Origin of the sequence: Paracoccus mangrovi, from assembly GCF_042648425.1 — a bacterium.
Taxonomy (GTDB): domain Bacteria; phylum Pseudomonadota; class Alphaproteobacteria; order Rhodobacterales; family Rhodobacteraceae; genus Paracoccus; species Paracoccus mangrovi.
Window position 1 is genome coordinate 156439 of sequence record NZ_JBHRXJ010000002.1, and the last position, 26848, is coordinate 183286.

The 26848-nt window shown below is 66.1% G+C and carries 30 protein-coding genes; 13 read left to right on the forward strand and 17 right to left on the reverse strand.

Annotation, left to right across the window (positions count from 1 at the left end):
• Positions 1 to 2 precede the first annotated feature (2 nt).
• Genes ACFOMH_RS03130 through ACFOMH_RS03140 form a run of 3 tightly spaced genes read right to left on the reverse strand, consistent with a single transcriptional unit; the run spans position 3 to position 2604 of the window.
• The gene (locus tag ACFOMH_RS03130; RefSeq protein ID WP_374422352.1) at positions 3 to 1328 is read right to left on the reverse strand and encodes a TRAP transporter large permease; all 1326 of its coding nucleotides are present in this window, start codon (positions 1326 to 1328) and stop codon (positions 3 to 5) included.
• Entirely contained in the window at positions 1325 to 1861 is a 537-nt protein-coding gene (locus ACFOMH_RS03135; protein WP_377742568.1) for a TRAP transporter small permease subunit, read from the reverse strand. The genes ACFOMH_RS03130 and ACFOMH_RS03135 overlap by 4 nt, the downstream gene beginning before the upstream one ends.
• Entirely contained in the window at positions 1861 to 2604 is a 744-nt protein-coding gene (locus ACFOMH_RS03140) for an N-formylglutamate amidohydrolase (protein ID WP_377742570.1), read from the reverse strand. The genes ACFOMH_RS03135 and ACFOMH_RS03140 overlap by 1 nt, the downstream gene beginning before the upstream one ends.
• A gap of 161 nt (positions 2605 to 2765) precedes the next feature.
• On the opposite strand from ACFOMH_RS03140, the gene ACFOMH_RS03145 reads away from it, so the two are divergent.
• The gene (locus ACFOMH_RS03145; protein ID WP_374422824.1) at positions 2766 to 3668 is read left to right on the forward strand and encodes a MurR/RpiR family transcriptional regulator; all 903 of its coding nucleotides are present in this window, start codon (positions 2766 to 2768) and stop codon (positions 3666 to 3668) included.
• Here ACFOMH_RS03145 and ACFOMH_RS03150 read toward each other — a convergent pair.
• The 5 genes from ACFOMH_RS03150 to ACFOMH_RS03170 form a co-directional block, all read right to left on the reverse strand.
• Complete coding sequence (locus ACFOMH_RS03150) at positions 3665 to 4300, reverse strand: ABC-type transport auxiliary lipoprotein family protein (RefSeq protein ID WP_377742571.1); 636 nt, start codon at positions 4298 to 4300, stop codon at positions 3665 to 3667. The genes ACFOMH_RS03145 and ACFOMH_RS03150 overlap by 4 nt on opposite strands.
• A gap of 20 nt (positions 4301 to 4320) precedes the next feature.
• Positions 4321 to 5577 (reverse strand): MlaD family protein, encoded by a 1257-nt coding sequence (locus ACFOMH_RS03155; RefSeq protein WP_377742572.1) that lies wholly within the window; start codon positions 5575 to 5577, stop codon positions 4321 to 4323.
• 1 nt (position 5578) lies between these two features.
• Entirely contained in the window at positions 5579 to 6361 is a 783-nt protein-coding gene (locus ACFOMH_RS03160; protein WP_374422359.1) for an ABC transporter ATP-binding protein, read from the reverse strand.
• Complete coding sequence (locus ACFOMH_RS03165; RefSeq protein WP_374422361.1) at positions 6358 to 7452, reverse strand: MlaE family ABC transporter permease; 1095 nt, start codon at positions 7450 to 7452, stop codon at positions 6358 to 6360. Before ACFOMH_RS03165 ends, ACFOMH_RS03160 begins: the two co-directional genes overlap by 4 nt.
• A 90-nt stretch (positions 7453 to 7542) precedes the next feature.
• Positions 7543 to 8466 (reverse strand): LysR family transcriptional regulator, encoded by a 924-nt coding sequence (locus tag ACFOMH_RS03170; RefSeq protein ID WP_374422363.1) that lies wholly within the window; start codon positions 8464 to 8466, stop codon positions 7543 to 7545.
• 91 nt (positions 8467 to 8557) lie between these two features.
• Here ACFOMH_RS03170 and metF point away from each other — a divergent pair, with 91 nt between their 5' ends.
• Positions 8558 to 9421: a methylenetetrahydrofolate reductase [NAD(P)H] gene (gene metF, locus ACFOMH_RS03175; protein WP_374422364.1), complete on the forward strand. Its 864-nt coding sequence runs from the start codon at positions 8558 to 8560 to the stop codon at positions 9419 to 9421.
• A 294-nt stretch (positions 9422 to 9715) separates the two neighbouring features.
• On the opposite strand, the gene ACFOMH_RS03180 is transcribed toward metF, so the two are convergent.
• Positions 9716 to 10855, reverse strand: coding sequence for a DUF2235 domain-containing protein (locus ACFOMH_RS03180; protein ID WP_377742574.1), 1140 nt, complete (start codon positions 10853 to 10855; stop codon positions 9716 to 9718).
• A gap of 41 nt (positions 10856 to 10896) precedes the next feature.
• Positions 10897 to 12051, reverse strand: coding sequence for a type III PLP-dependent enzyme (locus ACFOMH_RS03185; protein ID WP_374422367.1), 1155 nt, complete (start codon positions 12049 to 12051; stop codon positions 10897 to 10899).
• A gap of 140 nt (positions 12052 to 12191) precedes the next feature.
• Here ACFOMH_RS03185 and ACFOMH_RS03190 point away from each other — a divergent pair, with 140 nt between their 5' ends.
• Positions 12192 to 12623 (forward strand): Lrp/AsnC family transcriptional regulator, encoded by a 432-nt coding sequence (locus ACFOMH_RS03190; protein ID WP_374422368.1) that lies wholly within the window; start codon positions 12192 to 12194, stop codon positions 12621 to 12623.
• Here ACFOMH_RS03190 and rsmD read toward each other — a convergent pair.
• Together rsmD and ACFOMH_RS03200 are read right to left on the reverse strand one after the other, a co-directional pair.
• Positions 12620 to 13186 carry a 16S rRNA (guanine(966)-N(2))-methyltransferase RsmD gene (gene rsmD, locus ACFOMH_RS03195; protein ID WP_374422370.1) on the reverse strand — a complete coding sequence of 189 codons (567 nt, stop codon included), beginning with the start codon at positions 13184 to 13186 and terminating at the stop codon, positions 12620 to 12622. The genes ACFOMH_RS03190 and rsmD overlap by 4 nt on opposite strands.
• Positions 13186 to 14385, reverse strand: a complete 1200-nt coding sequence (locus ACFOMH_RS03200) for an NAD(P)/FAD-dependent oxidoreductase (protein ID WP_377742575.1) — start codon at positions 14383 to 14385, stop codon at positions 13186 to 13188. The genes rsmD and ACFOMH_RS03200 overlap by 1 nt, the downstream gene beginning before the upstream one ends.
• A gap of 78 nt (positions 14386 to 14463) precedes the next feature.
• On the opposite strand from ACFOMH_RS03200, the gene ACFOMH_RS03205 reads away from it, so the two are divergent.
• Positions 14464 to 14946, forward strand: coding sequence for a peroxiredoxin (locus ACFOMH_RS03205; RefSeq protein ID WP_374422373.1), 483 nt, complete (start codon positions 14464 to 14466; stop codon positions 14944 to 14946).
• On the opposite strand, the gene ACFOMH_RS03210 is transcribed toward ACFOMH_RS03205, so the two are convergent.
• Positions 14880 to 15593 carry a winged helix-turn-helix transcriptional regulator gene (locus ACFOMH_RS03210; protein ID WP_377742576.1) on the reverse strand — a complete coding sequence of 238 codons (714 nt, stop codon included), beginning with the start codon at positions 15591 to 15593 and terminating at the stop codon, positions 14880 to 14882. The two genes, ACFOMH_RS03205 and ACFOMH_RS03210, sit on opposite strands and share 67 nt — an antisense overlap.
• 92 nt (positions 15594 to 15685) lie before the next feature.
• On the opposite strand from ACFOMH_RS03210, the gene ACFOMH_RS03215 reads away from it, so the two are divergent.
• The 6 genes from ACFOMH_RS03215 to ACFOMH_RS03240 all read left to right on the forward strand — a co-directional run bounded on the left by ACFOMH_RS03215 (position 15686) and on the right by ACFOMH_RS03240 (position 21107).
• Complete coding sequence (locus tag ACFOMH_RS03215; RefSeq protein ID WP_377742577.1) at positions 15686 to 16042, forward strand: DUF1428 domain-containing protein; 357 nt, start codon at positions 15686 to 15688, stop codon at positions 16040 to 16042.
• A gap of 10 nt (positions 16043 to 16052) precedes the next feature.
• Entirely contained in the window at positions 16053 to 16211 is a 159-nt protein-coding gene (locus ACFOMH_RS03220) for a hypothetical protein (protein ID WP_377742578.1), read from the forward strand.
• On the forward strand, positions 16211 to 16474 hold the full coding sequence (locus tag ACFOMH_RS03225) for a hypothetical protein (RefSeq protein ID WP_377742580.1): 264 nt from the start codon (positions 16211 to 16213) through the stop codon (positions 16472 to 16474). Before ACFOMH_RS03220 ends, ACFOMH_RS03225 begins: the two co-directional genes overlap by 1 nt.
• 23 nt (positions 16475 to 16497) lie before the next feature.
• A complete protein-coding gene (locus tag ACFOMH_RS03230) occupies positions 16498 to 17283 on the forward strand; it encodes a VOC family protein (protein WP_377742582.1) in 786 nt (261 codons plus the stop codon).
• Positions 17283 to 17960 (forward strand): glutathione S-transferase family protein, encoded by a 678-nt coding sequence (locus tag ACFOMH_RS03235; RefSeq protein WP_374422381.1) that lies wholly within the window; start codon positions 17283 to 17285, stop codon positions 17958 to 17960. Before ACFOMH_RS03230 ends, ACFOMH_RS03235 begins: the two co-directional genes overlap by 1 nt.
• A 126-nt stretch (positions 17961 to 18086) precedes the next feature.
• Entirely contained in the window at positions 18087 to 21107 is a 3021-nt protein-coding gene (locus tag ACFOMH_RS03240; protein ID WP_377742584.1) for a valine--tRNA ligase, read from the forward strand.
• A 54-nt stretch (positions 21108 to 21161) separates the two neighbouring features.
• On the opposite strand, the gene ACFOMH_RS03245 is transcribed toward ACFOMH_RS03240, so the two are convergent.
• Entirely contained in the window at positions 21162 to 21854 is a 693-nt protein-coding gene (locus ACFOMH_RS03245) for a sirohydrochlorin chelatase (RefSeq protein ID WP_377742586.1), read from the reverse strand.
• Positions 21847 to 22407, reverse strand: a complete 561-nt coding sequence (locus tag ACFOMH_RS03250; protein ID WP_377742587.1) for a DUF4202 domain-containing protein — start codon at positions 22405 to 22407, stop codon at positions 21847 to 21849. The genes ACFOMH_RS03245 and ACFOMH_RS03250 overlap by 8 nt, the downstream gene beginning before the upstream one ends.
• A gap of 93 nt (positions 22408 to 22500) precedes the next feature.
• On the opposite strand from ACFOMH_RS03250, the gene ACFOMH_RS03255 reads away from it, so the two are divergent.
• Positions 22501 to 23010: an NnrU family protein gene (locus tag ACFOMH_RS03255; RefSeq protein WP_377742589.1), complete on the forward strand. Its 510-nt coding sequence runs from the start codon at positions 22501 to 22503 to the stop codon at positions 23008 to 23010.
• Here ACFOMH_RS03255 and ACFOMH_RS03260 read toward each other — a convergent pair.
• Entirely contained in the window at positions 22994 to 24013 is a 1020-nt protein-coding gene (locus ACFOMH_RS03260) for an NAD(P)/FAD-dependent oxidoreductase (protein ID WP_377742591.1), read from the reverse strand. The genes ACFOMH_RS03255 and ACFOMH_RS03260 overlap by 17 nt on opposite strands.
• A 46-nt stretch (positions 24014 to 24059) precedes the next feature.
• On the opposite strand from ACFOMH_RS03260, the gene mnmD reads away from it, so the two are divergent.
• Positions 24060 to 24716, forward strand: coding sequence for a tRNA (5-methylaminomethyl-2-thiouridine)(34)-methyltransferase MnmD (gene mnmD / locus ACFOMH_RS03265; protein WP_377742593.1), 657 nt, complete (start codon positions 24060 to 24062; stop codon positions 24714 to 24716).
• Here mnmD and ACFOMH_RS03270 read toward each other — a convergent pair.
• Positions 24713 to 25432, reverse strand: coding sequence for a rhomboid family intramembrane serine protease (locus ACFOMH_RS03270; RefSeq protein WP_374422393.1), 720 nt, complete (start codon positions 25430 to 25432; stop codon positions 24713 to 24715). The two genes, mnmD and ACFOMH_RS03270, sit on opposite strands and share 4 nt — an antisense overlap.
• Before the next feature lie 119 nt (positions 25433 to 25551).
• Between ACFOMH_RS03270 and ACFOMH_RS03275 the strand changes: the two genes are divergently transcribed.
• Complete coding sequence (locus tag ACFOMH_RS03275; protein WP_377742595.1) at positions 25552 to 26820, forward strand: 4-aminobutyrate--2-oxoglutarate transaminase; 1269 nt, start codon at positions 25552 to 25554, stop codon at positions 26818 to 26820.
• The last annotated feature ends 28 nt before the right edge of the window (positions 26821 to 26848 follow it).

Consider the following 26848-nt stretch of genomic DNA (forward strand, 5'->3'; position numbering starts at 1 on the left):
TGTTATTGTCCGTAGATCGAATGGGGCAGCCACATGGCGATGCCCGGGAACGCGATCACAAGCGCCAAGGTCAGCACCATGATCAGAACGAAAGGCAGGACCGAGCGATAGATCACGCCCAGCGTGAAATCGCGCGGCGCCATGGCCCGCATCAGGAACAGGTTGTAGCCGAAGGGCGGCGTCAGATAGGCGATCTGGCAGGTGATCGTGTAAAGGATGCCGTACCAGACCAGATCGAAGCCAAGGCTGCGCGCCAGCCCGACATAGATCGGCGCGACGATGACCAGCATGGCGGTGTCGTCCAGAAACATCCCCATGAAGATGAACGAGACCTGCATCAGCAACAGCACCTGCAAGGGCGTCAGGTGCAGCTGGCCCAGAAACAGATCCTCGATGGCGCGGCCCGCGCCCAGCCCGTCAAAGACCGCGCCAAAGCTCAGCGCCGCCATGATGATCAGCATGAACATGCAGGTGATGGCCAGCGTCTGGCGGGTCGCCACCTCGAACACCTGCCGGGTGAAGCGGCCCTTGATCACGGCGGCCAGCACCGCCGCCAGCGCGCCCACGACGCTGCTTTCGGTCAGCGAGGTCCAGCCTTTGACAAAGGGGATCATCATCGCGGCAAAGATCACCAGCGGCAGGAACCCCGCCCGCAGCAAGCGGAAGCGTTCCGGCCAGGTGATCGCGGCGCGTTCCTCGGCCGGCATGGGCGGCGCCAGGGCCGGGTTCAGCCATGTGCGGATCAGCACATAGACCACGAACAGCGCCGCCATCAGCAGGCCCGGCCCGATCCCCGCCAGCCAAAGCTGGCTGACCGGCTGACGCGCGATCAGCGAATAAAGCACCAGGACGACCGAGGGCGGGATCAGGATGCCAAGGCTTGAGCCGGCCTGAATCACCCCCGAAATCATCAGCTTGTCATAGCGGTGCTTGACCAGTTCCGGCAGCGCGATGGTCGCGCCGATGGCCATGCCCGCGACCGAAAGCCCGTTCATCGCCGAAATCATCACCATCAGCAGGATCGTCCCGATCGCCAGCCCCCCCGGCATCGGGCCGAACCAGACGTGGAACATGCGGTAAAGATCCTCGGCCAGCCGGGATTCCGACATCACATAGCCCATGAAGACGAACATCGGCAGCGTCAGCAGCGCGTTCCACTTCATCACCTTCATCACGGCGGAAAAGCCCATATCGGTGCCGCCCGGCCCCCAGAGCGCCAGCGCCGCCACCACGGCGACAAAGCCGATGGCGCCAAAGACCCGCTGCCCGGTGATCATCATCAGCAGCATGGTCGAAAACATCAGGACCGCGATCCATTCATAGCTCATCGGTCGACCTCGTGGGCAAAGGGCTTTTCGATTTCGACCCCGCGGATGATGGCGATGTCACGGATCAGATGGGCGATGGCCTGAAGGATCATCAGCGCGAAGCTGATGGTGATGATCAGCTTGATCGGCCACAGATAGGGCCGCCACGCGCTGGGCGCGCGCTCGCCGATGCGGAAACTATAGGCGGTGCTGTCCAGCGCCCCCCACAGCATCACCCCCAGATAGAAGAGCAGGCAGAAGATCGTGAAGATGTCCCATGCCGCCTGTCGGCGCAGCGGCAACCGCGCATAAAGCAGGTCCATGCGCACATTCGCGCCCAGCTGCATCGAATAGGGCGCGCCCAGAAGGTAATAGGCGACCAGCGTGAACTGCGCCATTTCCAGCGTCCAGAGCGACGGAAAGGCAAAGACCTTGGTGACCGAGGACCACAAGAGGATCCCCATGATCACGAACAGCAGATACATGGCAAGGCGGCCGATGCGGTAATTCACCGCCTCGATCCCCCTGACGTAAGAAATCGCCCAGTTCGGCATTATCCCACCTCGTTGATGGCGGCTTGGATCGCGGGGGCAAGGCGGGCGGCCATGTCGGCCTGTGCCTCGGGCGTCGCGATCAGGTCGTTGCGGATCTCCAGCATGGCATGGGGCAGGCCAAAGGGCGTGGCGTGCCGCGCCAGCATATGGGCCACGCCGTCACTGGCGCTGTAGGGTTCGTTGAGACGCGTGTTCAGGCCGGTGTCCCGCGCCGCGATGGCGCGCGCCAGCCGGTCGTCGGCATCGTGGATCACGCCGAATTCGACCGCGCGCGGCTGGCCGAAATAGACGGGGGTAAAGCTGTGGACGGTGATCAGCGCCGGGCGCGTCCCGCGCGCCAGCCGTTCCGACAAAAGCCCGGCAAGGGCTGCGTGAAAGGGGATGTAATGCGCCCGCGTCCGGGCCAGCCGCTCCCCGGCGGACAGATCGGCATTGCCGGGGATGCGGTGAACCTCGCTTTGGGCGGGCATGGCGCCGGGCGCATGCGGCGGGCGGTTCAGATCATAGATCAGCCGCGAGGCGGTGGCGTGGATCAGCGCCGCATCCAGCGCCCGCGCCAGCCCCCGCGCCACGCCAAGCGCGCCGGGGTCCCAGGCGATATGCGCCGCGCGCTGATCGGGCGCCAGCCCAAGCTCGTCCTCCCAGGGCGGCGGAAACGCGTTCGAGGCATGTTCACAGACCAGAACCACGGCGCTGGCCGCCGCCTCGTTCTCGATCCGATAGAATGGCACGCTGTCGGTCATTCCGTTCCCCCCGAAGAACAGGCTGGATCAAGCGGGCGGGTTCTGTCAATTATTTTTCAGGATAGGTTTGTTCTGTTACGATCTTTACGGCGCTTGCCTGGATGCGGCCCGTTTTCTGCCTGAAGGATCAGCATATGTCCGATGCGCCGACCCCGGCCGAAATGGCCGCCTGCATGATCGAGGACCGCCTTGCCCAGCGGTTCGAGACGCTGACCCCGTCCGAGCGGCTCTTGGCCGGGCATCTGACGCGGCATTACCCGGTGGCGGGGCTTGGCTCGATGCCGCAGCTTGCGCGCGAGGCGGGCGTTTCCACGCCCACGGTGCTGCGGCTGGTGCAAAAGCTGGGCTTTCGCGGCTATCCCGAATTTCAGACCCAGCTGCGCGCCGAGGTCGAGGCGCGGCTGGAATCGCCCCTGTCCAAGCACGCGCGCTGGACCCATGGCGTGCCGCAGACCCATATCCTGAACCGTTTCGCCGATGCGGTCTTGACCAATCTGTCGGTGACGCTGGGCCGGATCGACCATGCCGAATTCGATGCCTGCGCGGCGATGCTGGCCGATCCGGCGCGCCGTGTTTTCGTCACCGGCGGGCGAATCACCCATGCGCTGGCCGATTATCTGGTCACGCAGCTGGGCATCGTGCGGCCGGGGGTGACGCTGATGCAGGGGGTGTCGAACGCCTGGCCGCCGGCGCTTCTGGATCTGCGGGCGGGCGATGTGCTGATCGTCTTTGACATCCGCCGCTATGAAAGCACGATCCTGCAACTGGCCGAGCTGGCGGTCGAACGCGGCGCCGAGATCGTGCTGATCACCGACCCATGGGTCAGCCCCATCGCCGCCCATGCGCGGTTCCGCTTTTCCGCCCAGATCGAGGTGCCCTCGGCCTGGGACAGTTCGGTCGCGCTTTTGGTGCTGGTCGAAACGCTTTTGGCGGCGGTGCAGGAACGCGACTGGCCCCAGACCGAGGCCCGCATGCGCCGCCTTGAGGATCTTTACGACCGCGCCAGCCTGTTCCGGCGCGGTGGTGGCGGCGCCGGTGGCGGCCGGCGGGGCGGGGCCGATTAGCGGCAGCGCGCGGCGTTCACGCCCACCGCCTTGAGGCCCCAGCCGGTCATTTCCGCGACCAGTTGCTGGCCGGCCTGATCGAAGGCCACGACCAGATCCTCGGTCTTGGTGCTGGGCGATACGGCGGTGGTGGCGAAATGGCCGCGCGACACGACCGAGGCATCGGCCTCGCGCACCATCTGGGCGTCGACGGTCAGCTTGACGATCGCCCCCTTGCCCTGGGTTTCGGCGTTGAAATCGTTGATTTCGCTGATGATCGCATAATCGCCCGCGGTGCCCAGAGGCGCGCGCCCGACATGGGTCCAGACGTCATAGGCGCCAAAGCCGCGCACCAGCAGCGTTTGCAGCGTGACCGGCACGGTATCGCCCCAGCGCGCATCCGGCAGGTATTGCGTCTGCAAGGCGCTGGGCCGGATCATGATGCGTTCGGTGTCCAGCGTGCCGCGCGCCTTGGGGGCTTCGATCACCAGCTCGGCGATGCGGCCGCGACCGCATTTCAACGGCGTGTCCGAAGGCGGGCGCAGTTCGAACACGTCGCGGTCGGGTTCGCCCTCAAGCGCTTTGAGCGCGCCGCAGCCGGTCAGGGCGGTGGTCAGGCCAAGGACGAGAAATGTGGCGGCGGAAAGGCGCATCTTGATCTCCTCAGGCGGGATTAGCGGCGGAATTCCGGGGTTTTGGGCCCCGAAAGAATGCTGGACGGGTTGCGCCGCAGGGACGAGACGAGCTGATTCACATTATCTGCCACGCTGCGCAGGCTGGCGGCAAGCCGGGTATATTGCGGCAGCCCCTCGCGGGTGAAGGCGACGACGGGGGCACGCGCGCCCTCGACCATCTGGCGCAGGCCCGAGAACGCGGCATCCGCCGAGTCGGCGGCGTTGCGCACGGATCGGGAAATATCGGGCAGATCGACCGCCAGCTGGTCGATGGCCTGATTGGCCTTGCCAAGCGTGACCCGCAGATCGGCGGCGACCGGCCCGACCTCGGTGTTGATGATGCGGTCGGCGCCGTCAAAGGTGCGCGCCGCCGAACCCAGCGTTTCCTTGGCGATGGCGATGGCCGGATCCAGATTGTCCAGCGTCGTCGTCAGCCGGGCGGTCAGGCGCGGCACATCCTCGCGCAGGGTCGCGGCGGTCTGGCCCAGATTTTCGGTCAGCGATTTCAGATCGCCCGCCACATAGCCGCGCAATTCGTCCAGCGTCGCGGTCCCCGAAGCCAGCGTCGTATCGGCATTGCCGGCGGTTTCGGTGATCTTTTTCATCATCGTGTCGGCCGAGGCGCTCAGCGCGTCCAGCTTGCTGCCCAGGGCCGCGATGCCATCGGCGGCGGTGCCGATATCGGCCAGCGCCTGATCCAGATTGGCGCTTGAGCGTTCGACATTGCTGAGGATGTTGCGCACGCGGGTCTGGTTGTCGTCGCCCAGCAGCAAGGTCAGCTGTTCGGCCACATGGTTCAGCCGCGAAATCATCTGCGGCCCCTCATTGCTGAGCGTTTCCAGAACCGAGGCATTGGCGACGATGATCGGGATCTCGCCGCCCTCGCCGCGCAAAAGCGGCGAATCGGGCGTGCCCGAGGTGATGGCGACATTGGCGGTGCCGGTCACGCCCTGAATTTCCAGCGACGCGGCCGAATTCCTGCGCACGGGGGTGTTTTCCTCGACCTCGACACGGACGCGCACGACGCCGTTGTCATTGTCGGCCAAGACCATGTCCACGACCTTGCCCACGCCAAGGCCGGCGAATGTGACCTCGGAGGACACGCTCAGGCCGCTGACGCCGGTGAAATAGATGTCGTAATAGGCGAATTGGCGATTCACCTGAAGCTTGGCGAACCACATCAGGAACAACAGGATCCCGAGAAAGCCCAGAATGGTGAAGGCGCCGATCAGAACGTAATTGGCCTTGGTTTCCATGTCAGCCTTGCTCCTTGCCTTCGTCGGTCGAAAAGGCCGCGCGGGCACGCGGGCCGTGGAAATACTCGTGAATCCAGGGATCGTCGACTTTCAGCAGCTCGGGGATGGTGCCCGATGCCAGCACGCGCTTGTCCGACAGAACCGCGATGCGGTCGCAACAGGTGTGCAGCGTGTCCAGATCATGCGTGACCATGAACACCGAAAGGTTCAGCGAATCGCGCAGCTCAAGGATCAGCCGGTCAAAGGCATCCGCCCCGATGGGGTCCAGCCCCGCCGTGGGTTCGTCCAGAAAGACGATTTCCGGGTCGAGCGCCAGCGCCCGCGCAAGCCCCGCGCGCTTGACCATGCCGCCCGACAGGTCGGCCGGGCTCTTGTCATTGGCGATCCAGGGCAGGCCGGCCATCGACACCTTGAGCTCGGCCAGCGCCGAGCGGGTTTCGGGCGACAGGCCCGGCACCGCCTTGAGCGGCACCTCGACGTTTTCGCGCACGTTCAGCGATGAAAACAGCGCCCCGCTTTGAAAGAGCACGCCCCAGCGCCGTTCCAGCGCCTCGCGCGCCGGACCCGACAGGGTGGCGATGTCCTGGCCCAGCACCCGCACGGTGCCGGCGGCGGGCCGGTTCAACCCGACGATGCTGCGCAAGAGCACCGATTTCCCGGTGCCGGATCCCCCGACCACGCCCAGAATCTCGCCCCGGCGCAGGTCCATATCCAGATTGTTGTGCACGACATGGCTGCCGAACTGGTTTCTCAGGCCGCGTACCTCGATGACATTTTCCGTCATAGGCCAAGCTCGGAGAAGAAGATGGAAAACAGCGCATCGGCCACGATCACGGCAAAGATCGCCCGCACGACCGAACCCGAGGTCTGGGCCCCCAGCGATTCCGCATCCTTGCCGACCTTCATCCCGGCATGGCAGCCGATGACGCCGATGATCACCGCAAAGACCGGCGCCTTGACCAGTCCGACAAAGACATGGCTGACATCGGTATCCGCCAGCAGGCGATAGGTGAACATCGCCGGCGAAATGCCAAGATCGATCCACGACATCAGCCCGCCGCCCACCAGCCCCGCGACATCCGATATCAGCCCCAGAATCGGCAGGGTGATGATCAGCGCCAGCACCCGCGGCAACAGCAACACCATGTCCGGGTCCAGCCCCAGCGTGCGCATGGCGTCGATTTCCTCGTTCATCTTCATCGAACCGATCGACGCGGTCAGCGCCGAGGCCGTGCGCCCGGCGACGATGATCGCGGTCAACAGGATCCCCAGCTCGCGCAGGATGGCGATCGCGATCAGGTCGACGACAAAGATCTCGGCGCCGAAATATTTCAACTGCGATGCGCCCTGAAAGGCCAGCACGACACCGATCAGAAACGACATCAACGCCACGATGGGCACCGCGCGCAGGCCGGTTTCCTGACAATGATAGACGAGCGAGGTGAAACGGAACTCGCTTGGGCTGCGGATCGCGCGGCCCAATGCGGCAAGAAAGCGGCCCAGATATTCGGCCAGCTCGTTGATCAGGCCCAGCCCGGAAACAAGCTGGCGCCCGGTGCGTTCACAGGTCGCGCGCCAGCCCTGCGGCTCTGGTGGCAGGATCTCGGGCTTGGGTTCGGCCTTGCGCACCGTGCCAAGCAGGGCGGCCTGAACCTCGTTCAGACCGCGAAGGGTGGCGCCGTCGCGTTCGCGGCCGGCAAGATATTGCGCGGCGGCGGTGTCGAAACGGCGCAGGTCGCCAAGTTCGATAACCTTCGCGCCATCCGCGCCGGCCGGCAGGCTTGCCAGCGTCCAGACCGTGAAATCGCCGCTGATCCGCAGGGCGCCATCGGTCATGGTCGCGGTCAGCTTGGGAAAGACGGGCTGGTCAACCATGGGGTTCCTGCAATCGCTACATTTGCGTTGTTCAGCGAATGTGACGGCTTGTCAAACGTCACAGGTCGTTTTGATGCCGGCGGCGTCGCGTCATTTCGGGGCCGTTGCCGCGCCGCGCATCAGCCGCAGCGGTTCGGTCCGCGCCAGACGCAGGAAATGGGCCATGAAGGGTTGATGCAGGTCCTCGCTGCGCAGGGCGGCGTAAAGCCGGCGCAGGATGCCGTTCCGGCCCAGCGGCAACAGGGCGATTTCGGGGTTCGCCGCCTGCGCCCGCAGCACCCAGTCGGGCATCACCGCCACCCCGCGCCCCGCCGCGATCAGCATCAATGCGATGGCGGTCTGTTCGACCTGACGGACCTGCGCGGGTTCGACCCCGGCGGGGTCCAGAAATTGCGAAAACACGTCCAGCCGGGCGCGGTCCATCGGATAGGTGATCAGCGTCTCGGCGGCCAGATCGGCGGCCTCGGCATGGCCCTTGGCGACCAGCGCATGGCCGGCGGGCACCACCAGCGTGGGCGCGTAATCGAAAAGCGGCTGAAAGGTGATCCCGTCCATATCCTCGGGATCCGAGGATATGACCATATCCACCTGGCCGCGTTGCAGCGCGGGCAAGGCTTTCAGCGCGAGGCTTGAGCGGATGTCCAGATCCACCTCGGGCCAGGCGCGGCGGAACTGGTCCAGCACCGGCAAGAGCCAGTCGAAACAGTGATGGCATTCCATCGCCACATGCAGGCGCCCGGCGCGGCCGATCTCGACGGCGCGGAATTCGGCCTCGGCCGCCGCGATCAGAGGCAGGACCTGTTCGGCGGTGCGCAACAGCCGCATCCCGGCCGCAGACAGGCGCAAAGGTTTGGTCTTGCGCAGGAAAAGCTCGACCCCGGCCTGTTCCTCAAGCGCCTTGATCTGATGCGACAGTGCGGATTGGGTCAGGTTCAGCGTCTCGGCGGCGCGGGCCAGACCGCCCTGATCATGGATGGCGCGCAGGCTGCGCAGGTGCCGAAGCTCAAGGTGCATCTTGACTGAAACTCATCACGATCTTGAAGATTATGAATTTGTCTCACGTCGCGGGGCGTGTCACAAGCCCCGCAAGATAAAGGACCCCGCCATGACCCTGCCCGCTGTCAGCTTTGAATTCTTTCCGCCCCGCAATCTGGATCAGTCGTTCCGGCTGTGGGACACGGCGCGCGCGCTGGCGCCGCTGGCACCGGATTTCGTTTCGGTGACCTATGGCGCGGGCGGCACCACGCGGCAATTGACCCATGAGGCGGTGACGGCGCTGGCCAGCCATTACGGGCTGAACGTGGCCGCGCATCTGACCTGTGTCGATGCCACGCGCGAGGAAACCTTGCAGATCGTCGCCGATTACGCCGCCGCCGGGGTGCGTGAAATCGTCGCCCTGCGCGGGGATGCGCCGCAGGGGCAGGACCGCTTTACCCCGCATGCCGACGGTTTCGCCAGCTCGGTCGAGCTGATCGAGGCGATCGCGGCGCGCGGCGACATGACCATCCGTTGCGGCGCCTATCCCGAGCCGCATCCCGACAGCCCCGACACCGCCGCCGATGTGGCCTGGCTGAAACGCAAGGTGGATGCCGGCGCCACCAGCGCGATCACGCAGTTCTTTTTCGACGCCGATACCTTTTTCCGTTTTCGCGATGCCTGCGTGGCGGCCGGGATCGACGCGCCCATCCTGCCCGGGATCCTGCCGATCCAAAGCTGGGCCGGGGCGCGCCGCTTTGCCGAGCGTTGCGGCACCAGCGTGCCGCAATGGGCCGAAGAGGCCTTTGCCGCCGCCGGCAAGGCCGGCGAAGCGCAGCTTGCGCTGGATGTCTGTGTCGGCCTGTGCGAGCAGCTGGTCGAGGGCGGCGTCGAAAAGCTGCATTTCTATACGCTGAACAAGCCCGAGCTGGTGTTGAAAGTCTGTGCCGCGCTGGGGGTTCATCCGAACGGCGATCTGTCGCAGGTCGCCTGAGCGGGGATCGTGCCCGGCCATCGCGGCCGCCCTTGCGGATCACGGGACGGTTCCGGGGCGCGGGTATCGCGTGAATGATGGCCCGTGCCGGAACCGGCGCTGGCCGTCATGGCCTTTGGGGGCATGTCTTCGGCGGGGCCGTTTTCGCACACCCGGCCCAAGGCCATCGCGCTTTGCTGATCCCTCCGCCACCGCCATATCGGGGTCGCCGCGCTTGGGTGCGGCTTTGGGGCGATCATGTCCCGGCCGCGCCATTGCCGCCCATCGGTTCGCGTGCCCGCAGGTGGCGGCGTGTCAGCCGTCCTGTTGAGGTTGGCCGACGGGGGCGTCCTCGATGGCCCGTTCTGCCGGGGTGGCGGCGGGGGGCGCCGCCGCCATCCGCGGCCCGGCTTTGCGCTTGGCCCGGTATGGGCGCCGATGCGGGCGTTCGGGTGCCGCGGCGCTGAGCGCGCCGGTCAACAGCGCCGGGCCGGTATAGGGGCGCGGCACGGTCGGGTGCAGCGCCTCGGACGGGTCGGCGCCGGCCAGACGCGGGGCGCGGGCCAGAAACGCCTTGCCCCAATTGCGCCATGACCCGATCGAGGGCGCGGTCGCATCGCAGGGGAAGTGATCGCGCCACCCCTGTGGCAGCGGCAGGCCAAAGGCCTCGGCCCGCGACAGCATCCAGACAAGCGGGATATTGGCCAGCGGACGCGCATATTCCAGGCCCGAAAGCTGGCCGCCGATATCGGGGTGACAGCCGCGAAACCACATCTGTTCGACCCGATCCCCCGCCGCCGCGCTGTCCCAGATCAGCGGCTGGAACGCAGCACGGGTTTCGTCCAGCGCCAGCGCCTGCACGCCATGTTCGACCAGCGCGCCCAGATGGCTGTCGTGAAAGCGAAAGCGCGGCTCGGTCAGCATCCACAGCAAAGGCAGCCGCAATCCCAGCGCCGTCACGGTGTCGAAAACGCCGATCATGCGGATCGGCACCTGATCGTGGCACAGCGTCGGATCCAGCCGCTGCGGCCTGCCGGCGCCACCCTGGCGATACAGCTGCCAGGCGCGCATGATGTTCTTGTGACTGGCATGGGCGGGCTTGAGCAGGCCGACATGCCCGATCATCCCCGCCAGTGAACGCACGCCAAAAGCCCCGCGCGAATAGCCGAAAAAGAACAGCGGATTGCCCGGCCGCCATTTGCGCGCAAGCCAAGCATAGGCTTCGCAGATCGACCGTTCCAGCCCCGCACCCATCGCCAGCTGGGGCAAGGTGCGCCACGCCTCCCATTGCTGGCCGGGCTCATAGCACAGCCCGACCTGCGCCGGCAGAGGCCCGCAATCGCCCGAAAGCAGCGCATGGATGCGCGCAATCGACGACCTTCGCCCCTGCGTGAGCGAGGCAAAGGTACCATCCAGAAGCACAATCTGGGTAACGGGCGGGGGTAACGATTCCATCCCGCCACGCTAACATGGAAATGCAAAGCGTCGATTAATGCCTATTCAAACGTGTTCACGGTCAGGTGTGCCATCTGACCGAAGCCGTTGAATCGGGTGTTGGTGACCGTCGAATAGGCCCCGGCGCCGTGAAAGATGACATAGTCCCCTTCCTCGATGCTGGCGGGCAGGGCCAATTCGCCCGGCAGACGGTCGACGGAATCGCAGGTCGGGCCAAAGATGACGCGCGGCATGGCCTCATCCTCGCGCGGGGTGCCTTCGGGGGTCAGCACTTGCAGCCGGTCGATATTGCCGATCATCGGCAGCTCGGTCAGCCCGCCATAGACGCCATCGTTCAGAAAGACGCTGGTGCCGTCGCGCACCGCCTTGACCCGGGTGATCAGCGCGAATGCGTCGCCGCACAGACCGCGCCCCGGCTCGCAGACCAGTTCGGGGGCGTCATCGCCAAAGGCCTCGGCGGTGGTGCGCCCGATCAGTTGAAAGATCGCCGTCAGATCGGGTTCGATCCCGATGACGCGGTGGTTGGGGAACCCGCCGCCCACATTCAGCCGCCGTGCCCGGACGCCCGCCATGTCACAGATTTCGCGGGCCGAGGTGATATAGGCCTCCCAGGCGTGGGGATCGACGCATTGCGTGCCGGGGTGGAAGGTCAGCGACGGAATATAGCCGCGATCGGCCACCGCGCGCAGCAGTTCCGCCGCAAGCTCGGGCGAGGCCCCGAATTTCGAGCCGAAATCATAGGCCGCGCCCAGCACCGGCAGCTTGAAGCGGGGCGAGATTTCGCTGCCCGCGGGGACGCGCGCGAAAAGCTTTTCCAGCTCGGAATGGCTGTCGACCGACCATGAGGTGATGCCGGCTTCGACCGCATGGGCGATTTCGGCGCGCGAACGGACGGGGTTGTGGTAATGGCGCGCCGCATTCGGGGCCAGCCGGCCGATCAGGTCGATCTCATAGGGCGAGGCGACGTCAAAGCCCCGGACGCCGGCCTCGACCAGGGTACGGATCACCGCCTCGTCGGGGTTTGATTTCACCGCATAGGTGACCAGGCCCGGAAAGCCCTGCAAGAACCGCTGCGCGGTGGCGCGCAGGACCGAAGGCGCAAAGGCCATGACCGGATTTTCCGGTGCGAGGCTGCGGATGATTTCGGCGGGGTTGGCCCAGACGGTCTTGGGGCCACGGCCCTCGGTCAGTCCCATCGGCATATCCTTCCTGTTCGCGTGTCGGGGTGAAAACAAGTCTGCGCCCTATGAGTTCCGATTGAAGCAATGAAAAGGGTGGAAATGGGCATGAGTTCGGTTAATATAACCATTGTTTCGTCAATATGACAGGGCTGGGGATGGACGAGCTTGACCGGGGCATTCTGGCCCATCTGGCGCAGGATGCGCGCATGTCGGTGGCGGTGCTGGCGCGGCGACTCAAGGTCGCGCGCTCGACGGTGCAGGCCCGGCTTGAGCGATTGGAAACATCGGGTTCCATTGCCGGATATACGCTGCGGCTGGGCGATTCCGCGCGGGAACATCGCATCCGCGCCACCTGCATGGTGAATATCGAGCCGCGCGCCCAGGCTGCGATCCTGACCCGGCTGCGCAGCCTGCCCGAGGTCGAGCGCATTCATACGACCAGCGGTCGGGTTGATCTTTTGCTGCAATTGGCCGCCGTATCGACCAGTCAGCTGGACGATGTGCTGGATCAGATCGGCGGTTTGACCGGCGTGAAATCCAGTGAAAGCCTGATTCACCTGTCCACCAAGCTGGATCGTGCCACCTAGGCGTGTTCCGCGCGCAACAATGTGACCAGCGTGTCGCCATATTTGCGTTGATCGATCCGGGTCAGGCCGGCGATCTGCGCGGGTGGGGCGGATTCTTCCCAGACCACCATGCCGCCGGGGGCGATCCAGCCGCCCGCCAGCGCCGATTCCAGCGCCGTTTCGCCCAGACCCTTGCCATAAGGCGGGTCCAGAAACACCAGCCCATAGGGCGCGCCGCGATTTTCGCCCAGCCGCGTCGCATCGCGCCGCCAGATGTCGGTGACGCCCATGGCCCGGGCCTTTTCGACATTCTGGCGCAGCAAGGCCCGCGCCGCCACGCCGTCATCGACAAAGGCCACCCGCGCCGCGCCGCGCGACAGCGCCTCAAGCCCCAGCGCGCCGGTGCCCGCAAACAGGTCCAGCACCCGCGCGCCGGGGACCGGATTGCCATGCGTGCCGTTGATCAACAGGTTGAAGATCGCTTCGCGCACCCGGTCGGTCGTGGGGCGCAGATGCGCGGCCGGATCGCCCGCGCCCACATCCGCAAGCTTGAGCCCGCGCAGATTGCCGCCAACGATGCGCATCACATCAGCGCCTTCAGATCGGGGGCCGTCGCCACGGTTTCGGGGGTTGGCGACTTGCCCCCCTCGATCAGGCGCTTGCCGATCATATAGGCACGGGCGTCATTGAGCGCATCGACCGCGATCAGCCGCCCGTCGCGGTAATACCAGACCGAGCCGGAATGCGTCCCCGCGCCGGGCCGCGTCACCACCTGGTCGTAGCCGGCATTCAACCCGGCGATCTGTAATTTCGCGTCGAACTGATCGGACCAGAACCACGGTCTGGGCGCGTAATCGGCCCCCGCGCCAAGGATGTTCGCGGCCACCGCCTCGGCCATGTCGATGGCATTGCCGACGCTTTCCAGCCGCAACCGGCCATCCGCGCCCGGAATGCTGGCGCAATCGCCCGCCGCCCAGATCGCGGGATCGGCGGTGCGGCCCTGTGTGTCGGTGGCGATGCCGTTGTCGATGGCCAGCCCGGCGGCCTCGGCCAGCGCGATCTCGGGGGCAACGCCGATGCCGCAGATGACCAGATCGGCGGGCAGGTGGCGGCCATCGGCCAGATCGACCCCATCCGCCGCATCCGTGCCGGTGATGCGGGCGATGCCCGTGCCTTCGATGATCTCGGTGCCATGCGCGCGGTGCAGGTCGCGGATCATGTCGGCGGTTTCGGCGGCGGCGACGCGGCCCAGAATGCGCGGCGCGGCCTCGACCAGCGTGACGTTCAGGCCCAGCTTGCGGGCGACGGCCGCCGCCTCAAGCCCGATATAGCCGCCGCCGATCACCACCAGCCGCCGCCCCGGCGCCAGCGCGGGCCGGAGCGCGGCGATATCGGCGATATTGCGCACCACCATGACGCCGGGCAGATGGCCGCCCATCGCGGCGGGCAGGCGGCGCGGCGTGGCCCCCAGCGTCAGCACCAGCGCGTCATAGTCCAGCGTGCCGCCGGTCGTCGTGACCATGCGACGGTCGCGGTCGATGGCGGTGGCGCGTTCGCCCAGCCGCAGCGTGATGGCGTTTTCCGCCCACCATTCGGGCGCGCGCAGCGTCAGCCGGTCCTGATCCATCTCGCCCAGCAGATAGGCCTTGGACAAGGGCGGGCGCTGATAGGGCGCGATGGGCTCATCGCCGATCAGCGTGATCGCCCCCTCATGCCCCAGCGCGCGCAGTTTCGCCGCCATCGAGGCCGCAGCCTGCCCGGCGCCAAGGATCACGATGTTCATTCTCTGCCCTCGCTGGTCTGCCTGCGCGCCGCAGCCTATAGTCGCCCCCACGACGATGCAATTCACGGAGAAACGCACATGTCCATTTCGAAAGGCGACACGCTGCCCGCGGGCCAGCTGCTGAAACCCGGCCCCAACGGCCCCGAGCCCGTCGATGCCGCCGATCTGGCCACGGGCCATATCGCGATCTTTGCGGTGCCGGGCGCCTATACGCCGACCTGCACCAACGCCCATATGCCCAGCTTCGTGAAAAACGCCGACAAGTTTCGCGAGCGTGGCGTGACCCGCATCATCTGCATCACGGTCAACGATCCCTTTGTCGCCGGCGCCTGGGCCAGCGATACCGGCGCCACCTCGGCCGGGATCGAGGTGCTGGCCGATGCCGATGGCAGCTATACCAAGGCTTTGGGCATGAATATCGTGGGCGAAGGCTGGGTCAACGGCCGTTCGAAACGCTATGCGATGCTGGTCGCGGATGGCGTGGTGACCGAGCTTCAGGTCGAGGAATCGCCGGGCGCCTGTGCGCTGTCCTCGGGTGATTCGCTGCTGGACCTGATCTGAGGCCGCAGGCTGAAGAAACCGGCGAATTCCTGCGCGGCGGCCCGGTCGCCGCGCAGGGTGATCTTGCCCAGCGAGGCCAGTGCGACCGGCCCGGGGCCATAGATCGCGGCGGCCAGCGCGTTGCCGCTGCCTTCCAGAACAAAATCCGCCCCGGGGGTGCGCGCGGCCGTGACCTTTGGCGCGCCGGCGGGCGATAGCACCACCTCGAACCCCTCGTGGCCGGACACAAAGCCCGCGCGGATCGGTGATCCGGCGGCCCGGCCCGCATCCACCGTCGCCGAAATGGAAATCATCAGCGCCGAGATGCTGATGAATTTCGACGGATCGTGCCCCGGCATGATCAGCGCCCAGCGGCAGAGTTCGGTCAGGACCGGATGCAGGGCGCGGCCCGCATCGGTCAGCGCATAGATTCCCAGCACCTCGTCATGGGTCACGACCCCCGCCTGGACCAGCTGCGCCAGCCGCTGGGTCAGCACGCTTGCGGTGATGCCGGGCATGCCGGCGCGGATCATCTGAAACCGCTTGGGCTGAAACATCAGCTCGCGCACCACCAGCAGCGCCCAGCGGTCGCCGATGAAGTTCAGGGCGTGGGCGCCCAGACAACCCTCGTCATAGCGAAGGCGCGAGATTTTGCCGGTGTAAGTCATGTTTTGATATTATCAGTTGCTTTTTACTACTGCAAGTGCCACGCTGAGTCGCATCGGTGCTTTTCGCGCCCTGTCTGTGGAGGAGAAAAGACATGAGCTATTATTCCGGCTTCCTGATCGCCGTTCCGACCGCGAACAAAAAGGCCTATGCCGACCACGCCGCCAAATCCTGGCCGGTATTTCAAAGGCGCGGCGCGCTGCGCATGATCGAGGCGTGGGGCGAGGACGTGCCCCATGGCAAGGTGACCGATTTCTACATGGCGACCAAGGCCAAGGACGACGAAACCGTGGTCTTTTCCTGGATTGAATGGCCGGACCGGGCCACCGCCGACGCCGCATTCGCCTCGATGATGGAGGATCCCGACATGCAGAACATGGGCGAGATGCCCTTTGACGGCATGCGCATGATGTGGGGCGGCTTTGCGCCCATCGTGGATATGAAAGCCTGAGGAACCCGCCATGCCCTTCGTTCCCTATCTGTCGTTTCAGGGTCAATGCGCCGAGGCTTTCGCCTTTTACGGCAAGGTCTTTGGCGCCACGCCCGAGACCAGCCCGTTTTCCGAAATCCCCGCCGACGCAGGGGGCCCCGAACTTCCCCCGAACAGAAGGGCTGGCTGATGCATGCCCAGATCGTGACCCCGGACGGCGTTCTGATGGGCGCCGACATGCCGCCGCAATATGGCGGCGTGCCTCAGGCCGGGGTCTCGATCTCGGTCACGCGGGACGATGGGGCGGCGGCGCTGGCGCTGTTCGAGCGGCTGGCCGAGGGCGGCCGCATCGCTATGCCATATGGCCCGACCTTCTTTGCCAAGGGGTTCGGCATGTGCACCGACCGTTTCGGCACCAGCTGGATGGTCAGCCACGGTATGGCCGATCACTAGGCCGATCATTAGGAGGAATTGCGATGTATCACGGAAAACCCTGCTGGTTCGAGCTGTCGACCGAAAAAGGCGCGCTGGCGGCGGCCACGGCCTTTTACAGCAAGGTCTTTGACTGGGACTTTGCCGATTCCGGCATGGACGGCATGACCTATCATCTGGCCAGCCATGGCGGCGACATGATCGCCGGTGCCATGGAGATGCCGGCCGATGTCGTGGGCATGCCGCCGGCATGGATGATCTATCTGGACGTTGACGATATCGACGCGGCGGCGGCGAAAATCAGGTCGCTGGGCGGCATGATCTTTCGCGAACCCGCCGACATTCCCGGCACCGGCCGCTTTGCCATCGCCGCCGATCCGCAGGGCGCGGCCTTTGGCCTGCTGGAACCCGCGCCGATGGACCCGAACCCGCCGGTCGAGGCGGGCGCATGGAACCAGCGCAAGGATGGCCATGGCAACTGGATCGAGCTGATGAGCACAGATCCCGCCGCGGGCTTTGATTTCTATGCGGCGCTGTTCGGCTGGACCAGGTCCCGGGCCGTCGAGATGGACGGGATGGGTACTTATCAGCTGTTCGCGTGGCAAGGCACCGATATCGGCGGGATGATGGGGCTGGGCAATGCGCCGCAACCCTGCTGGCTGCCTTATTTCGGGGTGAACGGCGTCAAGGCGGCGATCGACCGCATCACCGGCGCCGGCGGCACGGTGCTGCACGGTCCCGTCGAGGTGCCCGGCCCGGCCTTTATCGCCATGGCCCGCGATCCGCAGGGGGCGCATTTCGCCATTGTCGGCCCGTTGGAGGCAAGCTGATGTCCCGCGATCCCGTCACCATCGTCACCTATGAATGGCTGCCCGAATTTCCGCGCGGCTTCGTGCGCGACATCCGCGCCCGCTGGGCCGCCGAAGAGGCGGGGGTCGCCTATGCGGTGGAAACCCTTCCGGTGATGCCGAAATCTGTCGCGCATCGCCAGATTCAGCCCTTTGAACAGGTGCCGATCCTGCGCGACGGCGATCTGACGCTGTTTGAAAGCGGCGCCATCGTCCTGCATCTGGCCGAGGGCACCCCGCTTTTGCCCGAGGCCCGGCGCGCCGAGATCACGCAATGGCTGATCGCCGCGCTGAACTCGGTCGAGGGGGCGACCGGGCGATGGGCGTTGATGCAGATGGCCGAACGCCATCCCGCGATCTTTGGCCCGCCCTCGCCCCCCGAGGTGGTGGAACATGCCCGCCAGGGGATGGTCGCCCGGCTGGACGCGCTGGAACGGGTCATGCAGGGCCGCGACTGGATTGCCGGTGATTTCAGCGCCGCCGATATCCTCTTGGCCGATGTGCTGCGCGTGCCCGCCGCGATGGAGGCGCTGGCCGGTCATCCGGCCCTGACGGCCTATGTGGCGCGGGCGACGGCGCGCCCCGCATTTCAGCGGGCATTGGCCGATCACATGGCGCATTGGCAGGCGGCCGACGCCCGCATGGCCGCGCAGGCCTAGACGGGCCGCCCATGCGGGGCGGGCGCCCCAAGGTCCCGGCCCGCAAACTTAAGGGGTTTTTCCCGCCGCATCTTGGCCTTTTCCCGGTCATTCGTTAATCCGTGCTCAAGCAAGGGGATTGTCGAGATGAGCATGGACAAGAGTTTCGACGCGCAGGCCGCCGAAGGCCGCATCAGCGCGCAATGGGAAAAGGCCGGGGCCTTCAAGGCCGGCGTTCACGTCGCGAATGCCGAAACGAACGACAAGACCTTTACCGTGATGATCCCGCCGCCGAACGTCACCGGCAGCCTGCATATCGGTCACGCGCTGAACAATACCTTGCAGGACATTCTGGTCCGCTGGCACCGGATGCGGGGGTTCGACACGCTGTGGCAACCCGGTCAGGACCATGCCGGCATCGCCACCCAGATGGTGGTCGAACGGCGCATGGCCGAACGCGGCGAACCCAACCGCCGCGAGATCGGGCGCGACGCATTCGTCGAAAAGATCTGGGCCTGGAAACAGGAATCCGGCGACACCATCATCAACCAGCTGAAACGCCTTGGCGCCAGCTGCGACTGGTCGCGCAATGCCTTTACCATGTCCGGCGCGCCGGGCGCCCCGGCGGGCGAGGAAGGGAATTTCCACGACGCCGTGATCCGCGTCTTTGTTGACCTCTACAACAAGAAAGGGCCGGATGGTCGCGGCATCATCTATCGCGGCAAACGGCTGGTGAACTGGGATCCCCATTTCGAGACCGCGATTTCCGATCTTGAGGTCGAGAACCGCGAAGTGCCCGGCCATATGTGGCATTTCAAATACCCGCTGGCCGGCGGCGAGACCTATGAATATGTCGAACGCGACGCCGACGGAAACGTCACTCTGCGCGAGACCCGCGATTACATCAGCATCGCGACGACGCGGCCCGAAACCATGCTGGGCGATGGCGCGGTGGCGGTGCATCAGGGTGACGCGCGCTATGCCCCCATCGTCGGCAAGCTGGTCGAAATTCCGGTCGGCCCCAAGGAATACCGCCGCCTGATCCCGATCATCACCGACGAATACCCGGACCCGGATTTCGGCTCGGGCGCGGTCAAGATCACCGGCGCGCATGATTTCAACGACTATGGCGTTGCCATGCGCAACGGCATCCCGCTTTACGCGCTGATGGACAGCAAGGGCGCGATGCGCGCCGATGGCCTCAGCTATGCCGAAAGCGCCGAAATCGCCACCCGCGCCGCGCGGGGCGAGGATGTCGGCGATGTCTCGAACGTGAACCTTGTCCCCGAGGATCTGCGCGGGCTGGACCGTTACGAGGCGCGCAAGCTGGTGATCGAGCAGATCGGCGCCGAGGGGCTGGCCGTCACCTATCTGCACAAGGAAATCGACAAGGAAACCGGCGCCGAGCATCTGGAACGCCGCGCGTTGGTCGATGCCAAGCCGATCATGCAGCCCTTTGGCGACCGCTCGGGCGTGGTGATCGAGCCGATGCTGACCGATCAGTGGTTCGTCGATACGCAGCGCATCGTTGGCCCGGCGCTGGACGCGGTGCGCGACGGCCGCACCCAGATCCTGCCCGAGCAGCACAAAAAGGTCTATTTCAACTGGCTGGAAAATATCGAGCCATGGACCATTTCCCGCCAGCTGTGGTGGGGGCATCAGATCCCGGTCTGGTATGGGCCATTGAAGGCCGGTGTTAACCCGGAGGTAAAGCAGTCCTTCACTTCACTTGATGGCTATCCTGTTATCCCGTTCTGTGCCGCGAGTGAGGTCGAAGCACTTGAAATTGCAAGGGCTTACTATGGGCCTGAATTTACTGTTTCTCTGTCTAGAGACAGATCGGTAGAATCGCTTTATGGCGGCCAAAGCGTTCGTATCATGCGCGACCCCGACGTCCTCGACACATGGTTCTCCTCCGGCCTCTGGCCCATCGGGACACTGGGCTGGCCGGAAAAGACGCCGGAAATGGCGAAATATTTCCCGACCGATGTGCTGGTCACCGGCTTTGACATCATCTTTTTCTGGGTCGCCCGGATGATGATGATGCAGCTTGAGGTGGTGGGGAAAATCCCGTTCCACACGGTCTATGTCCACGGCCTGGTGCGCGACGAAAAGGGCGCCAAGATGTCGAAGTCGAAAGGCAACGTCATCGACCCGCTGACGCTGATCGACGAATATGGCGCCGATGCGCTGCGTTTCACGCTGACCAGCATGGCCGCGATGGGTCGCGACCCCAAGCTTGGCCCCAAGCATGTCGAGGCGAACCGCAATTTCGTCACCAAGATCTGGAACGCCACCCGTTTCGCCGAAATGAACGATGTGCGCGGCGGCGTTGCGCGCCCCGCGCCCCAGCATGTCGTGAACCGCTGGATCATCGGCGAGGTCGCCCGCATCCGCATGGCGACCGACGAGGCGCTGGCCTCCTATCGCTTCAACGATGCCGCGAACGGGCTTTACGCCTTTGTCTGGGGCAAGGTCTGCGACTGGTATGTCGAGCTCTCGAAGCCGCTGTTTGACGGCGAATATCGCGCCGAGACGCAGGCCACGATGGGCTGGGTGCTGGATCAGTGCTATGCGCTGCTGCATCCGGTCATGCCCTTCCTGACCGAAGAGCTTTGGGCGCTGACCGGGACCCGCGACGGGATGCTGGTCCATGGCGCGTGGCCCACCTATGGCGCCGAGCTGATCGATCCTGATGCCGACCGCCAGATGAACTGGGTGATTTCGCTGATCGAAAGCATCCGCTCGGCCCGGGCGCAGATCGGCGTGCCGGCGGGCGCGCGTCTTGACCTGATCGTGACCGAGGCGGACGCGGCCGCGCGCGCCGCGCTGGCGGCGAACGCGCCCCTGATCGAGCGGCTTGCCCGGGTGAATGCGCCCGTCGAGGGTGCGATGGGGCCGGGGATGATTTCGGTCGCGGCATTGGGCGCCAGTTTCGCGCTGCCGGTCGGCGATATCATCGATGTCGCGGCCGAGACCGCGCGGCTCGAGAAATCCGTTGCCAAGACCGAAAAGGATGCGGGCGGGTTGCGCGGGCGTCTGGGCAATCCGAAATTCGTCGAGAATGCCGAACCCGAGGTGATCGAGGAAACCCGCGACAAGCTTGCCGCGCTGGAGGATGACATCGCCCGGATCAGGGCGGCTTTGGCACAGCTGGCCGCGATGTAGGCACGGACCGCGCCCGGTGGCGCGGCCGCATGGATATTTGAATGAAGAAGAAGATCAGGGCCGCGCGTTCAGGGCGGCCTTGATGCTTTCGGCGATCATTTCGGGGACGGCGGCGGCCATGCCGACCGGGGGCAGGGTGATCCCGCGAAAGCCTGCGCCGCGCAGGGCATCGGGCAGATCCTCGGTGACGTGATCGGCATTGGTCGCAAAGAGCGGCAGACAGATCGTGCGGGCGGGCAGGTCGCGGGCGGCATCGGCGATGAAGGGGGCTTCCTCGATGAAGCCGCAGGTCGTCGCGGCGACATGCGGGGCCAGCTGATCGGCCAGATCGCGGGCGGCCCTGGCCGGGGCGGGTGAGCGGCCCGAGCCATGGGCCGCGATCAGCAGATGGGTTTCGCCCGGCGGCCACCCTTGTGCGGCGGCCGCATCGGCGATGAGTTGCAGGCAAAGCGCCGGCAGGCCGGGGCTGCTGCCAAAGGGCGGCAGCACGCGCGCGCCCTCGGCGCCGGCCAGCGCAAGGCGGCGGGGAAGTTCGCTGCGCGTGAACCAGCCCGATGCCATGAACATCGGATAGATCAGCGTTTCGGGCGTCGCGATATCCAGTGCGCCGGGCATGGCCAGCGTCGCGCCCCGGACCCGTGCCCGGGGCAGGTGGGCGGCGATGCGGGCGGCCAGCGCTTCGACCGCCAGCTGTTGGGGTTCGGGGTCGCCCGGCTGGCCATGGGCGACGATCAGGATCTCAGTCACGGAAGGCGGCGGCGAAGGGTTCGGGGATGGCGAATTCGGTCAGCGCGCGGGCGCGGGCCATGGGCGACATCTTGCGCGCGGTCTTTTCGACGATGCGCAGCATCTCGTCGGGGTCGCGGGTCTGCGAGAAGGGGCCCATATACCAGCGGATGAAGGTGAAGCAGGCCACATCCTCAAGCGCCTGCACGTCCTCGTCGCGCTTGATCCCCTGTTTCATGAGCATCTTTTCGGCGTGCTGGATGTCGTGATCGTCATAGCCGGCCGCGCGCATGATTTCGGCCACCCGGGCGGCGTGGCGGCGGCCCTGTTCGGTGCGCCATGCCAGATAGCCGGGGCGGTCCATCGCGAAATCGTGGCGCGGCAGCGTCCAGCGTTCGATATGCTGGCCCCGGCAGGCAATGCGCAGGGGATCGGCAGCCCCGGGATAGAGCATGTCCTGTTCGGCGGTCATGCGCTGTCCGTAAAGCAGTTCGTTGGGCTGCCCGTCCGTCAGGTTCGGGTCGGCGGAATTGGCCTGATCGATGGCGGCAAAGGCTGTCTCAAGGCGGGTCATGGTCGGTCCCTTTCGTTTCGGACATCATGCCGCAGGGGCTGGCGGCGTCAACGCGGATTGCCGCCCCATGCACCGCGGACTAGGGTCGCGGCCATGGAATGGGCTGAATTTTCAATCGCGCTGGCGGCGTTTCTGGGATCGCATGTGATCCCGGCGCGGTTTCGCGCCCCGCTGATCGCGCGTTTCGGCAAGCGCGCCTATGTCATCGGCTACAGCATCCTGTCGCTGGCGCTGCTTTACTGGTTGATCGTGGCGTCCGGCCGGGCGCCTTATGTCGAGCTTTGGCCGCAAGAGCCGTGGATGCGTTGGCTGGTCAATCTGGCGATGCCGGTGGCGGTGCTGGCGGCGGCGATTGGGGGTATGGCCGGGCTGATGGCGGGGTTCGCGCTTTGGGCCGGGGCGCATCTGGTCGCGAATGGCGATCTTGCGCATGGGATCCTGTTCGGGCTGATGCTGATCTATGCGCTGTTCGGGCTGGGGATCTGTTTGCGCCGGGGCGTTGCCTTGCGGGTGGCATGGCCGCGCCTGCTGGCGGCGGCGGTGATCTGGGCGGCGCTGTTTCACCTGCACCCGCTGGTGATCGGGGTCAGCCCGCTGCCATAGCGGGGGGACGAAAGCCCTGGGGGATGCGGTCCCGGCCTTCGAGGATCAGGTCGGCCAGCATCGCGGCCACGGCGGGCGCCATCGCAAGACCGATCTTGAAGCCGCCATTGGCGACATAATGCCCGGGGCGTCCCGGCCATGGCCCGACCATGGGCGCGCGGGACGGGGCGCGCGGCCGGATCCCGGCCCAACGGTCCACGACCGGTGCATCCGCCAGCACCGGACAGATCGTCCGGGCCTTGGCGATCAGCGCCTCAAGCTGGGCATCGGTGCCGGTGTCAAGGACGCCTCGTTCCGAGGTCGAGCCGATGGCGACCGTGCCGTCGCCATGGGGCACGATATGCAGCCCGTCGGCAAAGACCTGTGGCTGGCCAGGAGCCGCGAATGCCAGCAGCGCCGACTGACCCTTGACCCCGCCGCCGCCAAAGGGCGCAAGCCCCGCCACCCCGGTGGCCCAGATCGCGGGGGCGTCGGGCGCGGGCATGTCTTCGATGATCTCGCCGCCGCCGGCACGGATCGCCGCCGCCAGCGCCTTGCCCGCCGCGCGCGGGCTGATCCGCGCCGTCAGCCGGTCGATCAGCCACAGTCCCGTGGGCGAGGCGGGCACCAGCGCCGCCTCGGGGCGATCGGTCAGCGCCATCCCGGCCCAATCGGGCCAATTGGCGCGGGCATGGGCAATGCGTTCGCGCAGCCGGTCCTCGGTCCCCGCGGCGACGGGCTGGATGCGGCCGCCCCGGGCATAGCCGGGATCCTTGCCGCCCGCCTCGGCCACCGCCGCCCACCAGCCGGGCGCGGCGATCAGCGCCTCAAGCTGGACCTGCTTCTTGGGGTTCCAGTTTTCCGGCGCATGCGGCGCCAGCGCGCCGACATGCCCGCCCGAGGATCCGGCGCCGATCCGCCCCGCCTCATAGACCCGCACCGGCTGGCCCCGGCGCGTCAATTCCCATGCACAGCTAAGCCCGAAGATGCCGGCCCCGGCGATGGTGATCTTTGCGCTTGCCATTCTGTCGCCCCTTGTCGCATCTGCCCGGGAAAAGGAGTTAGCGCGGATGGATCATCAGGGCCAGAGCAGCGCCGATCTGGATTGGCGCGAGGGGGCGATCCCGGTTTCGCGCCGGTTCGACGATCCGTATTTCAGCTTGAATGGCGGGCTGGACGAGACGCGGCATGTGTTTCTTGGCGGCAATGACCTGCCGGCGCGGCTGTGCCCCGGCTTTCACATAGCCGAACTGGGCTTTGGGACCGGGCTGAACCTGTTGGCGCTGGCCCGGATCGCCACGGTGCCGGTCCGCTTTACCAGCTTCGAGGCCTATCCGATGGCGGTGGACGAACTGGCGCGCGCGCATGCGGCGTTCCCCGAACTGGCGGATCTGTCCGCCCAGATGCGCGACGGCTGGCCCGCGCGGCGTTTCACCGTCGGACAGGTCAGCGCCGAGGTGATCGAGGCCGATGCCCGCGCCGCCCTGCCGGCATGGCCGGGCCGGGCGGATGCATGGTTTCTGGACGGGTTTTCGCCGGCCAAGAACCCCGAGCTTTGGGGCGCGGATCTGATGGCCGAGGTCGCGTCCCATACCGCGCCCGGCGGCACATTCGCCACCTATACGGCGGCGGGCCATGTGCGCCGGGCCCTTGCGGCGGCGGGTTTTGCCGTCACCCGCGCCCCCGGCTTTGCCGGCAAGCGGCATATGAGCCGGGGCCAGCTTTAGCGCCGCACCAACGGGATGCGGCTGCGCGTGTACTGGATCGGGGGATGCGGCGGCCGGCCCTGGGTGCGGTTCCAGAACGCGGTCCCGCCCCGGCGCAGAAACAGCGGCACCGCCAGCACGATCCCGGCGATGAACCCCGCGATATGGGCCATATAGGCCACGCCCTGATCGGCGCCGGCCGCGCTGGACACGATCTGGATCCCGAACCAGACCGCCAGCAGCACCCAGGCGGGAATCGTAAAGCGCTTGATGATAATGATGATGATGGCGATCACATCGACGCGGGCGCGCGGGAACAGCAACAGATACCCCCCCATCACCCCGGCAATCGCCCCCGAGGCCCCGACCATGGGGATCGTGCTCATCGGATCGATGGCGATCTGCCCGGCCGCCGCCGCCAGCCCGCAGGCCAGATAAAAGACCAGAAAGCCCAGATGCCCCATCTGATCCTCGAGGTTGTCGCCGAACACCCATAAAAACAGCATATTGCCGGCGATATGCATGATCCCCGCATGCAGGAACATATGCGTGACCAACCCCCACAGCCATTCGCCATGCATGATCGCGACCGGATAAAGTGCCAGCCGGTCCCAAAGCCCGGTCGCCCCGCCGGCCCATGGCGCGGTGATCAGAAACATCGCGATATTCAGGATGATCAGCGCATAGGTGACATAGGGCGTGCGCTCGGACGGGTTGTGATCGCGGATCGGAAACATCGGGCCACCTGACTTGAACCGGGGCAGGGTGCCGCAAGCGCGGTGATAGCGCAAGCGGCCCTTCTCGCCGCGCAGGCGCGCGTATAGCATCACGCCGAATCGTCCATCAGGGGGCTGACATGACCAATATGACCGACCGCAAGAACGCCGCCATCTCGCGCGGCGTCGGCATGACCACACAGATCTATGCCGACCGCGCCGAGAATGCCGAAATCTGGGACAAGGACGGCAATCGCTATATCGACTTTGCCGCCGGCATCGCGGTGGTCAATACCGGCCACCGCCACCCGCGCGTGATCCAGGCGGTCAAGGATCAGCTCGACCGTTTCACCCATACCTGTCATCAGGTGGTGCCCTATGAAAACTATGTCGCGCTGGCCGAACGGCTGAACGCGGCGCTGCCGGGCGATTTCCCGAAAAAGACCGCCTTCTACACCACCGGGGCCGAGGCGGTCGAAAACGCCATCAAGATCGCCCGCCACTATACCGGCCGCCCGGGCATCGTGGCCTTTGCCGGCGGCTTTCACGGGCGTACCTTCATGGGGATGTCGCTGACCGGTAAGGTTCAGCCCTATAAGGCCGGCTTCGGGCCGATGATGAACGATGTCTGGCACCTGCCTTTCCCCAACGACCTGCACGGGGTCAGCGCGGATGACGCACTGGCTGCGCTCGACCGCCTGTTCAAGGCCGATATCGACCCTGCCCGCGTCGCCGCCATCATCGTCGAGCCGGTGCAGGGCGAGGGCGGCTTTTACGAGGTGCCGGCCGGCTTCATGCAGCGCCTGCGCGCGACCTGCGACCAGCACAAGATCCTGCTCATCGCCGATGAGGTACAGACCGGCTTTGCCCGCACCGGCAAGCTCTTTGCGATGGAACATCACGGCGTCGCGGCCGATCTGACGACCATGGCCAAGGGGCTGGGCGGGGGCCTTCCGATCAGCGCCGTCACCGGCCGGGCCGAGGTCATGGACAGCCCCAACCCCGGCGGCCTTGGCGGCACCTATGCCGGCAACCCGCTGGCGGTCGCGGCCGCCCATGCCGTGCTTGATGTGATCGCGGACGAACAGCTTTGCGACCGCGCCACCCGGCTTGGCCAGCGGCTGAAACAACGCCTTGCCGGCATCACCTCGGACGTGCCCGAAATCGCCGATATCCGCGGCCCCGGCTTCATGAATGCGGTCGAATTCAATATCGCCGGGGGCGACAAGCCCAATCCCGACATGGCCAACCGCGTCCGCGAAGAGGCCCTTAAACGCAACCTGATCCTCCTGACCTGCGGCGTTTACGGCAATGTCATCCGCTTCCTCGCGCCGCTGACCATTCAGGACAATGTTTTCGACGAAGCCCTCGACATCCTTGAGGATTCGATCCGCGCCGCCCGCGCCTGATCCAGAAAGCGCAAGGCCCGACCATCAC